The sequence below is a fragment of the Gordonia sp. (in: high G+C Gram-positive bacteria) genome, from assembly GCF_020438995.1.
Classification (GTDB): domain Bacteria; phylum Actinomycetota; class Actinomycetes; order Mycobacteriales; family Mycobacteriaceae; genus Gordonia.
The window spans coordinates 1-10,447 of sequence record NZ_JAGQTN010000012.1 but is presented as its reverse complement, the minus strand read 5'-3'; the positions used below and the strand labels follow the sequence as shown (position 1 = coordinate 10,447).

The 10,447-nt window shown below is 65.9% G+C and carries 8 protein-coding genes, 1 pseudogene and 1 riboswitch; of the genes and pseudogenes, 8 read left to right on the top strand and 1 reads right to left on the bottom strand.

The genetic code is table 11. The annotated features are described in order from the left end of the window. Positions 1–186 precede the first annotated feature (186 nt). The 8 genes from secA2 (at position 187) to gcvP (ending at position 10,053) form a co-directional block, all read left to right on the top strand. Positions 187–2,580: an accessory Sec system translocase SecA2 gene (gene secA2, locus KDB67_RS00745; RefSeq protein WP_291011145.1), complete on the top strand. Its 2,394-nt coding sequence runs from the start codon at positions 187–189 to the stop codon at positions 2,578–2,580. Then, positions 2,577–3,173, top strand: coding sequence for a CDP-alcohol phosphatidyltransferase family protein (locus tag KDB67_RS00740; RefSeq protein ID WP_291011142.1), 597 nt, complete (start codon positions 2,577–2,579; stop codon positions 3,171–3,173). Before secA2 ends, KDB67_RS00740 begins: the two co-directional genes overlap by 4 nt. Before the next feature lie 136 nt (positions 3,174–3,309). After that, positions 3,310–3,714 (top strand): glycine cleavage system protein GcvH, encoded by a 405-nt coding sequence (gene gcvH, locus KDB67_RS00735; RefSeq protein ID WP_291011139.1) that lies wholly within the window; start codon positions 3,310–3,312, stop codon positions 3,712–3,714. Between the two features lie 309 nt (positions 3,715–4,023). Further along, positions 4,024–4,479, top strand: coding sequence for a glycogen accumulation regulator GarA (gene garA / locus KDB67_RS00730; protein ID WP_349255521.1), 456 nt, complete (start codon positions 4,024–4,026; stop codon positions 4,477–4,479). A gap of 92 nt (positions 4,480–4,571) precedes the next feature. Continuing rightward, positions 4,572–5,258, top strand: a complete 687-nt coding sequence (locus KDB67_RS00725) for a MerR family transcriptional regulator (protein ID WP_291011131.1) — start codon at positions 4,572–4,574, stop codon at positions 5,256–5,258. Positions 5,259–5,324: 66 nt separating this feature from the next. Then, positions 5,325–5,825 (top strand): bifunctional nuclease family protein, encoded by a 501-nt coding sequence (locus tag KDB67_RS00720; protein ID WP_291011128.1) that lies wholly within the window; start codon positions 5,325–5,327, stop codon positions 5,823–5,825. A 378-nt stretch (positions 5,826–6,203) separates the two neighbouring features. Further along, complete coding sequence (locus tag KDB67_RS00715; protein WP_291011148.1) at positions 6,204–6,788, top strand: MerR family transcriptional regulator; 585 nt, start codon at positions 6,204–6,206, stop codon at positions 6,786–6,788. Positions 6,789–6,854: 66 nt separating this feature from the next. Beyond that, positions 6,855–6,995: riboswitch (glycine riboswitch) on the top strand. A 175-nt stretch (positions 6,996–7,170) separates the two neighbouring features. Continuing rightward, positions 7,171–10,053 (top strand): aminomethyl-transferring glycine dehydrogenase, encoded by a 2,883-nt coding sequence (gene gcvP, locus KDB67_RS00710; RefSeq protein WP_291011125.1) that lies wholly within the window; start codon positions 7,171–7,173, stop codon positions 10,051–10,053. Positions 10,054–10,107: 54 nt separating this feature from the next. On the opposite strand, the pseudogene KDB67_RS00705 reads toward gcvP, so the two are convergent. Beyond that, positions 10,108–10,447, bottom strand: a pseudogene (locus KDB67_RS00705) (hypothetical protein); the annotation flags it as partial.

Genomic DNA, 10,447 nt, shown 5'->3' with positions numbered 1-10,447 from the left:
CCCCTTCGGGTATCCCTCCTGGCCAGGGCGGATACCCCGGTCGCATGAGTGTAAAGGCGTGCGGCCCGCGACCACCGTCCGGCGGCACCCGCGGCGGGCCGGGCGCGGCGAACGGTACCGTGGACCCCGACATAGGGCCTGGGCGCCGCCGGAGCCGGCGGTGCACGTGTGGAGGAGATCTTCTCGGTGGGAAAGCTGACAAACAGCATGTGGCGGTTGTTGGGATCGCAGAGCACGCGAAACCAGTCCAAGTCGCTGTCGCTGATCGCCGAGGCGAACGAGCAGTCCGCGTGGGCCGAGGGCGTGAGCGAGGCGGATGTGGCCGAGACCGCGCGGGCACTGGACATGGGTGAGAAGAAGGACCTGGCGAAGTTCCTGGCGCTGGTCCGCGAGGTGTCCGACCGGGCACTGGATATGCGTGCCTTCGACGTCCAGTTGCAGGGCGCACTGCGCCTGCTCGAGGGCGATGTGGTGGAGATGGCGACCGGTGAGGGCAAGACGCTTTCGGGTGCGATCGCGGCCGTCGGATACGTGTTGTCCGGGCGTCGTGTGCATGTCATCTCCGTCAACGACTACCTCGCCACCCGCGACGCCGAGTGGATGCGGCCGCTGTTCGACGCCTTCGGCATCGGCCTGAGTTCGGTGTCGGAGAACTCGACCCGTGACGAACGCCGCGACGCCTACCGCTGTGATGTGACGTACTCGTCGGTCAACGAGATCGGTTTCGACGTGCTGCGCGACCAGCTCGCGACCACCGAGGACGGCCTCGTCTCGCCGGTACCCGATGTCGCGATCATCGACGAGGCGGACTCGGTACTCGTCGACGAGGCGCTGATCCCGCTCGTCCTGGCCGGTTCCACCAAGGCCCAGGTGCCCGACCAGGCCATCCATGAGGTTGTCGCACGGCTCAAGAGCAAGCACTACGAGATCGAGACCGACGGGCGCAATGTAACGCTCACCGATGAGGGCGCCTCCTTCGTCGAGGCAGAGCTCGGCGGCATCGACCTGTACAGCGAACAGCATGTCGGCACCACTCTGGTCCACGTCAACATCACACTGCACGCCTACTACCTGCTCGAGCGCGACGTCCACTACATCGTCCGCGACGGTGGGGTGCACCTGATCAACGCCTCCCGCGGCCGGGTCGCGCAGCTGCAGCGCTGGCCCGACGGCGTGCAGGCCGCGGTGGAGATCAAGGAGGGGCTCGCCCAGACCGATCCGGGCGAGATGATCGACACGATCACCGTCCAGGCGCTCATCGGCCGCTATCGCACTGTGTGCGGGATGACGGGCACCGCCCTTGCCGCAGGTGAACAGTTCCGCCAGTTCTATTCGCTGCTCGTGTCGCAGATCCCGCCGAACACGCCCAACATCCGGGTGGACGAGGTCGACCGGGTCTACGACTCAAAGGTCAACAAGGTCGAGGCGATCGTCGCCTACGTCAAACAGATCCACGAGACCGGCCAGCCCATCCTCATCGGTACCCATGATGTGGCCCAGTCCGAGGAGCTCGCTTACTTCCTCGACAAGGCCGGAGTGCCGTCGGTGGTGCTCAACGCCAAGAACGACGCTCAGGAAGCGGCGATCATCGCCGAAGCCGGCAAACGTGGCGCGGTGACGGTGTCGACACAGATGGCCGGTCGCGGTACCGACATCCGGCTCGGCGGATCGAACAGCGACGACGACGCCCGTGAGGAGGTGATCGGGCTCGGCGGCCTCTGTGTCGTCGGCACCGGACGCCACGACACCGAACGTCTCGACGACCAGTTGCGCGGACGTGCCGGCCGGCAGGGTGATCCGGGCCGGTCGGTGTTCTTCTCCAGCCTCGAAGACCCGGTGGTCACGCGGAACCTGGCGTTCAAACGCGACCCGGTGGCCCAGTCCGAGGACGGTTCGATGGGCTCCAAGGGCGTCGAACTGATCAAGCAGGCCCAGCGGATCGCCGAGGGCGTGATGCTCGAACTGCACTCCAACACCTGGCGCTACAACACGCTGGTCAACCAGCAGCGCGACATCATCGTGCGCCGCCGGACCGAGGTGCTGACCGGCGACGCCGCAGCCGACGAACTCGCCGAACTCGAACCGGACAGGTACAAGCAACTACTGGAGGGGACCGCACCGGACGGGGACACGGACAAAGTCGCCGCCGACAAAGAGGACACGGACAAGCAGGAAGGTGCCGGGACATCCGAGCAGGTGACCCAAGAACCGGTACCGAAGGACGTTCTGTCGCAGGCGTGCCGGGAGATCGTGCTTTATCACCTCGACCGGGCATGGACCGATCACCTGGCCTTCGTCTCCGACGTGCGTGCCAGCATCCACCTGCGTGCCATCGGCAAGCAGAGCCCGCTCGACGAGTTCCACAAGCTGATCCTCGAAGAGTTCGCCTCGGTGCCTGCCGAGGCCATCGCCGCCGCCCGTAAGACGTTCCGCGAGGCCACCATCACCGCCGACGGTGTGCAGCTCGACGGACTCGGGTTGCACAGGTCGACGTCCACCTGGACGTACATGGTGCACGACAACCTGTTCTCCTCGGGAGGTGCGAAAGCACTGCAGGGCATCATCGGCATCTTCCGGTGACCGCGCACGCAGACCCGGAACCGGCCGGCCGCTCGCGCGTGCTGACCGTGCCCAATGCGCTCAGCGTGATGCGGCTGCTGCTCATTCCGGTGTTCGTGTGGTTGCTGCTGGCGAAGGAGGCCGACGGCTGGGCGCTGGCGATCTTGTTCGTCTCGGGGGCCACCGACTGGCTCGACGGCAAGCTGGCCCGGTTGCTCGATCAGTCCTCGCGGCTGGGGGAGTTGCTCGATCCGGCCGCCGACCGGCTGTACGTGGTGGTCATACCGCTGGCCTTCGGGTTCCGGGAGATCCTGCCGTGGTGGCTCATCGCGATCATCATCGCCCGCGATGTGTTGCTGTTCGCCACCGCACCACTGCTGCGTACCCGTGGGCATCTTGCGCTGCCCACGCTCTACATCGGCAAGGCCGCGACTTTCGCGCTGATGAGCGCGTTCCCCTGGTTGCTGGCCGGCCAACTCGACTCGGTGGTGGGTACGGTGTGCTATCCGATCGGCTGGGCGTTCCTGATCTGGGGGGTCGGCATGTACCTGTGGACCTTCCTCCTGTACTGGTATCAGACAATCCTGGTGATGCGGCAGCCCCGGATCGCGTGAGGCCACGTATGCCGACCCCGGCACCCTGATCATCCGATGCCGGGTCGCCTGGACCCAGATGGCCTAATGTCACAAGCCGTGCGGCAAATGCCGTGATACTGACGAGAGTTCCAACAACGAGAAAGGTACGGAGCCGGTGAGTGAGAGCACTGTTCCCGACAATCTGCGGTACACGGCCGAACACGAATGGGTACAGGTCATCGCGACCGACACCGTGCGGGTGGGCATCACCGACTACGCGCAGGGCCAGCTCGGCGACGTCGTCTTCGTTCAACTGCCGACCGTCGGCGACGTGGTCGAATCGGGTGAGTCGTTCGCCGAGGTTGAATCGACCAAGAGCGTCTCGGACATCTACGGTCCGTTCGCCGGCACGGTGGCGGCCGTCAACGCCGACCTCGACGCCACTCCCGACCTGGTCAACTCCGACCCGTACGGGGCCGGATGGCTCGCCGAGATCACGGTGGGCACCGGCACCACCGCACAAGAGGTGTCCGACGCCCTGCTCGATGCGGACGGATATCGCGCAATCATCGAAAACTGACCACCGGGTCACTGGAGACACCGTAACCACACTGGACACACATGCGGGCGCGCTATGATCGTCCGTATCCCCGTCGGGCCGCCGGACGAGACGGCATGATGGGGGCTGGTCCAAGGTGTTGCGCCGCGAGGTCGGTGCCGGTCGAGTTGTCCCGGAGGTCGGTTCACCGGCCCGGTGGGGTGACACGGTAGGTTGGCTAGGCGGTGTCGCGGAGCACACCATCACCGACATCGAGGCGGCTGCGCACGGCGCGTCCGGTCAGAGGGATTCCCGGGTGCCGCGCGGGCAGACCGAACACAGAGAAGGAGAATCGTGAGCGACTACGACAAGGAACTCGAAGCACCCGTGGAGACCACGTCGGTGTTTCGCGAGGAGTTCATCAAGGAACTCGACGCGCATGCGGGTGCGCCCAGCGAAACCGCGGACACCGCGGTCGAGCGCCTCTCGCCCGGCACCGCGCTGCTTGTCGTCAAGCGGGGACCCAATGCGGGGTCGCGATTCCTGCTCGACCAGGCGACCACGTCGGCGGGACGGCACCCCGACAGCGACATCTTCCTCGACGACGTCACCGTGAGCCGTCGGCATGCCGAGTTCCGGTTGGGAGACAACGAGTTCCAGGTGGTCGACGTGGGCAGCCTCAACGGCACCTATGTCAACCGGGAACCGGTCGACACCGCCTCGCTGAGCAGCGGTGACGAGGTTCAGATCGGAAAGTTCCGGCTGGTCTTCCTGAGCGCTCCCCGGTCCGGCGACGCGGGCGCATAGTCGTCGTGTCGTCGTCTGCGGCAGGGCATAGCGGTGGGGGGGACCAGACTCATGTGCCACGGACGGAGGGAACACGGTCCGGTGAGCATTCGATGTCGATCGGGGCGGTCCTCACGCGCCTTCGGGAGGACTTTCCCGAGGTGTCGATCTCGAAGATCCGCTTCCTCGAATCCGAGGGCCTCATCACCCCGGAGCGTGCGCCGTCGGGATACCGGCGCTTCTCGGAGGCCGATTGCGATCGGCTGCGCTTCGTCCTGACCGCTCAGCGCGACCGCTACCTGCCGTTGAAGGTCATCAAGGAACAACTCGACGCGATGGATTCCGGTGTCGGGGGCGTCGGGCACGGCGGCACTCGGCTGCTTTCATCGGCCCGCAGCTCCGTCGCGCCGGCCACGGATTTCGGTGCGCGGGCCGGCCGGGTGTCGCGCGATGCGCTCATCGACCGGACCGGCGCGGACGACGCGTTCATCACCGAGCTGCAACGTAACGGTCTGTTGGCGGTCGGCCCCGCCGGCTACTACGACGAAGACGCCGTGCGTCTGGTCGAAGCGGCTGCGGCATTGGTCAGTTACGGTATCGAGACCCGGCATCTGCGGGCGTTCAAGGTGTCGGCCGATCGTGAGGCAGGCCTGGTGGCACAGATCGCGGGACCGATAGCCAAGGGCAGAGGCACCGGTGCCCGCGACCGCGCCGAAGAACTCGTGCGTGAGATTGCGGCGCTGTCGGTGACTCTGCATACCCAACTCGTCAAGGCGGGGCTGCGGGGCGCCCTCGACTGAGCACGACCGGGCGCTCGGTACGGTGTAGCGTCGATGGCAAGCACCTAATCCCAGGAGGTCCGGAAGATGGGCGAGATGCGGGTGGTCGGCATCCGGGTGGAGCCGCCGAACAGCCAGCCGGTGCTGCTGTTGCGCGAACTCGAAGGCGAGCGGTATCTGGCCATCTGGATCGGCCAGAGTGAAGCGGCCTCTATCGCTTTGCGGCAGAAGGGTATCGAGCCACCGCGTCCGTTGACGCACGACCTCATGGTCAACCTCATCGGCGCTTTCGAACGCAAGCTGATCGAAGTGCGCATCATCGACATGCAAGAGGGCACTTTCTACGCCGAGATGGTCTTCGACGGCAACGTGCGTGTCTCGGCACGGCCGTCGGACTCGATCGCCGTGGCCCTGCGGTCGGATGTGCCGATCATCGCCGACGAAGACGTACTCACCGAGGCCGGTCTGCTGATTCCGGAGGAGGACGGAGGCGACGGAGCACCTGCGAAAGAAGACGAGGTCGAGAAGTTCCGCGAGTTCCTCGACAGTGTCTCGCCGGACGACTTCAAGGCCAGCGGCGGCGCGTGATTCTCGGGACGCGGGGTCTGAAGATCACAAATAGGCCTCTCTCAGGTCACTGTAAGGTTTCTCCTTGATGTGTGATGCCCGGGTATCGGCGCGTCGCATCAAATTGGCTCGTTCGGGGGCTACCGTCGAATGCGCGACACTACGACGTGTCGTCCCCAAGATCGGTGACATCGAGCGTACTCTGTAGTCCAGTACGCCGGACCTCGCCCCGACAATTGCCCGGGGCGAGGCCGATCTGAGCGTTGCGAGGAGTCTGAAGTGCGCGATCAGCAGTTCGGTCGGGATGATGAGCGGTCGACCACCCAGGTCGTCGATGCCCCTGTCATCGATTCCCCTGTTGTCGACTCCACCGCCGTAGGGTCCCCTGATGAGTCGTCGATGACGGAACCCCACGCGGTGACGCCCAGGCAGGGTCGGTTGAGCGATGTGGTGCCGGGACTGTTTCCCAACGATGTTGTGCCCGATGATCTGGTCGGGTACCGGGTTCCCACGGCATGCCAGATCGCCGGGATCACCTACCGTCAACTCGACTATTGGGCACGGACGTCGCTGGTGGTGCCGTCGATTCGCAGCGCGGCCGGCTCGGGCAGCCAGCGGCTGTACTCCTTCAAGGACATTCTCGTTCTGAAGATCGTCAAGCGACTCCTCGACACCGGAATATCGCTGCAGAACATCCGTGTCGCCGTCGACCATCTGCGTCAGCGCGGCGTAGAGGATCTGGCCAAGATCACCCTGTTCTCCGACGGGACGACGGTATACGAATGTACGTCGGCCGAGGAGGTCGTTGATTTACTGCAGGGTGGGCAGGGCGTATTCGGGATCGCGGTCAGTGGCGCGATGCGCGAGTTGACCGGAACGATCGCGGACTTCCCCGGCGAGCGCGCCGACGGTGGTGTGAGCGAACCGGCCCCCGAGGACGAACTCGCCGCACGGCGCAAGAATCGCACCCGCCGTATCGGCTGACCGGTGTGATCATCGTCCGTTCAGCTTGCGAGCAGGCGCTATCACGCGGCTAAACTGATCCCACGTCGCACCCGCACGGGAGAGCGTCACCCACCGCTGGATTCTGCTTTTCGGATCGTTCTGATTTTCTGACCAGTGGTGAGGGTGGCCGCCGAAGGAGCAATACCTCCTCGTCAAACTCTCAGGCACCAGGACCGTGCGAATGACGGCGTCTCTGGAAAGTGATGGGGTTCACCCGTCCGCCCACGGTGAAAGGGTCGGCATGCCGGCCTGAAACTCTCAGGCGTCCACGTGCCGGATCGACTCGGTCGGGACATGACAGAGGGGGAGGGCTCACCGGTCGGCGCTGGCGCCGCCCGCTGCCGAGAGGTGTCTTCCGCCGATGTCCCAGCCGTTCATCGACCGCCACGTAGGACCGGATCAAGCCGAAACCGCGATGATCCTCAAGACGCTGGGTGTGGCGTCTCTCGACGAACTCGCCGCGCTGGTGGTGCCCGCCGTGATCGCCGACGATCCCGCGAACAATGGGCTCGACGCCTTGGACGAGCCGATGACCGAGGACCAGGTCCTGGCGCATCTGGCGGACCTGGCCCACCGCAACGTCGTGGCCCGATCGATGGTCGGGCTCGGCTACTACGACACCCATACACCGCCGGTGATCGTGCGCAATGTGCTGGAGAATCCGGCCTGGTACACGGCGTACACGCCGTATCAGCCCGAGATCAGCCAGGGCCGGCTGGAGGCGCTGCTGAACTTCCAGACGATGGTGGCGGACCTGACCGGTCTCGAGGTGGCCAACGCCTCGATGCTCGATGAGGCGACGGCGGCGGCCGAGGCGATGACGCTGATGCGCCGGGCCGGTCGTTCTCGGTCGTCGCGTCTGGTGGTCGATGCCGATCTGTTCCCACAGACGCGCGCGGTCATCGAGACGAGGGCACAGCCGCTGGGCATTGAGGTGGTCGAGGCGACGCTGCTGCCGGATCTGCCGCGGCGCGGTCTGCCCGAGGGCGACTTCTTCGGCGTCATCCTGCAGGTGCCCGGCGCATCGGGACGGATCGTCGATGCGGCGCCGATCATCGCCGAGGCCCACGATCGTGGTGCGATGGTGGCCGTGGGCGCGGATCTGCTGGCACTGACGCTGATCACACCGCCCGGTGAGCAGGGCGCCGACGTCTGCTTCGGCACGACGCAGCGATTCGGTGTGCCTATGGGGTTCGGCGGGCCGCACGCCGGCTACCTGTCGGTGCACACCACGCATGCCCGGAAGATGCCCGGACGCCTGGTGGGTGTGTCCAAGGACGCCGACGGCAAGGTGGCCTACCGGCTGGCGCTGCAGACCCGTGAGCAGCACATCCGCAGGGAGAAGGCCACCAGTAACATCTGCACGGCGCAAGTCCTGCTCGCGATCGTGGCGTCGATGTACGTCTCGTACCACGGACCCGAGGGCCTGCGAACCATCGCCCGACGTACCCATGGTTGGGCCGAGAAGCTGGCCAACGGCCTGACGACGGCCGGCTATCGGGTTCAGAACTCCCGGTTCTTCGACACCATCACCGTCCGCGCACCCGGCCAGGCACGTGCGATCGTCGCGCGGGCCAAACGCCATGACAACGTGAATCTGCGCCTGGTCTCGGGTGACCTGGTCGCGATCTCGTGCGATGAGACCACCACGCTCGATGATGTGGCGGCCGTACTGAGGGCCTTCGAGGCCGACGGTGTGCTCAAACGCGACGACGTGGGAGCTTTCGCGCAGCCTATCGAGACCAGGACCAGCGACTATCTGACCCATCCGGCGTTCAACAGCTACCACACCGAGACCGCCATGATGCGCTACCTGCGTGCCTTGTCGGACAAAGACATTGCCTTGGACCGCAGCATGATCCCGCTCGGTTCGTGCACGATGAAGCTCAACGCGGTCGCCGAGATGGAGTCCATCACCTGGCCCGGTTTCGCCCGGCTGCATCCGTTCGCACCGTGGGCCGACACCGAAGGCATCCGGGAACTCATCGCGACGCTGGAGAAGTGGCTGGTCACCATCACCGGCTACGACAAGGTGAGCCTGCAGCCCAACGCGGGATCGCAGGGGGAGTACGCAGGGCTGCTGGCCATCAGCCAGTATCACCGCAGCCGCGGCGACGAGGGCCGGGACATCTGCCTGATCCCCTCGAGCGCGCACGGCACCAACGCGGCGTCCGCGGTCATGGCCGGCATGCGGGTCGTGGTGGTCGGATGCCGGGAGAACGGCGACGTCGATGTCGACGATCTACGGGTCAAGATCGATCAACACCGCGAGTCCCTGGCCGCGATCATGATCACCTACCCGTCGACGCATGGCGTTTTCGAACACGACATCGCCGACATCTGTGCGCTGGTACACGACGCCGGCGGCCAGGTCTACGTCGATGGCGCGAACCTGAACGCACTGGTGGGCGTTGCCCGCCCGGGTCGATTCGGCGGCGACGTCAGCCACTTGAATCTGCATAAGACGTTCTGCATCCCGCACGGTGGCGGTGGCCCCGGCGTGGGTCCGGTCGCTGTGCGTTCTCACCTCGCCGAGTTCTTGCCGGGGCACCCGCTGGCCGACGAGTTGCCCGGTGGTTCGACGGTGGCGGCCGCACCGTACGGATCGGCGTCGATCCTGCCGATCACCTACGCGTACATCGCGATGACCGGGGCGCAGGGGCTGCGCCGGGCGACATTGACGGCGATCGCCTCGGCCAACTACGTCGCCAGACGCCTCGACGAGCACTACCCCGTTCTGTTCACCGGTAAGGAGGGCGACGGGGACCAGGGCTTCGTGGCGCACGAATGCATCCTGGACCTGCGACCGTTGACCGCGACGACCGGCGTGACCGTCGACGACGTGGCCAAACGACTGGCCGACTACGGTTTCCACGCCCCGACGATGAGCTTCCCGGTGGCGGGCACGTTGATGGTGGAGCCGACCGAGAGCGAGAACCTGGCCGAACTGGACGCCTTCTGCGACGCGATGATCGCGATCCGCGGTGAGATCGACCGGGTGGCCGCCGGTGAGTGGCCCGCCGACGACAATCCGCTGCGAGGTGCTCCGCATACTGCCGAATGTCTTGTCGCAGAATGGGATCACCCGTATTCGCGCGAACTGGCCGTGTATCCGATGGGCTTGCCTTCGGCGGGTGCCAGGCCGAAGGTGTGGCCCGGTTCGCGGCGTATCGACGGTACCTACGGTGACCGCAACCTGGTGTGCAGCTGCCCGCCGATCGACGCATTCGCCGTCACGGACTGAGCCGGCCTACTGAAGGCACCCGATTGACGGCAGCTGGTCTACCGGGGCGGCGTTTCAGCCCCCGTAGACCAGCCGGTTGATCGTCACGGCGGCTGCGTTCTCCGGGGCGGGCATCGGTTCGGGTGTGCTGGGAAACGTGACGGTGGCCGTGGTCGGGGGCAGGGGGGCGTCGCCGCGGAACCCGAGCGCGGTGAGCATGGCGAGCTGACGCGGTTGTGTCAGGAAGTCGAAGAACTCCGCCGCGCCCTCGGAGGCCTCGGCGGATATCAGATTCGCGGCGAGCCGGATCAGCGGGTAGTCCGCGATGGGGGTGGGACCGCCCGGCACGATCGCCATCACCTTGGCGCTCTTGTCGTCCTTGGTCAGTTGGTACAGCTTCTGCTCGGTGATGGGG

Coding starts and splice junctions, on each gene's coding strand:
- KDB67_RS00725 (WP_291011131.1), top strand. CDS start 4,572: ATGTCGATCGGGGCGGTCCTCACGCGCCTTCGGGAGGACTTTCCCGAG.
- KDB67_RS00720 (WP_291011128.1), top strand. CDS start 5,325: ATGGGCGAGATGCGGGTGGTCGGCATCCGGGTGGAGCCGCCGAACAGC.
- KDB67_RS00715 (WP_291011148.1), top strand. CDS start 6,204: ATGACGGAACCCCACGCGGTGACGCCCAGGCAGGGTCGGTTGAGCGAT.
- gcvP (WP_291011125.1), top strand. CDS start 7,171: ATGTCCCAGCCGTTCATCGACCGCCACGTAGGACCGGATCAAGCCGAA.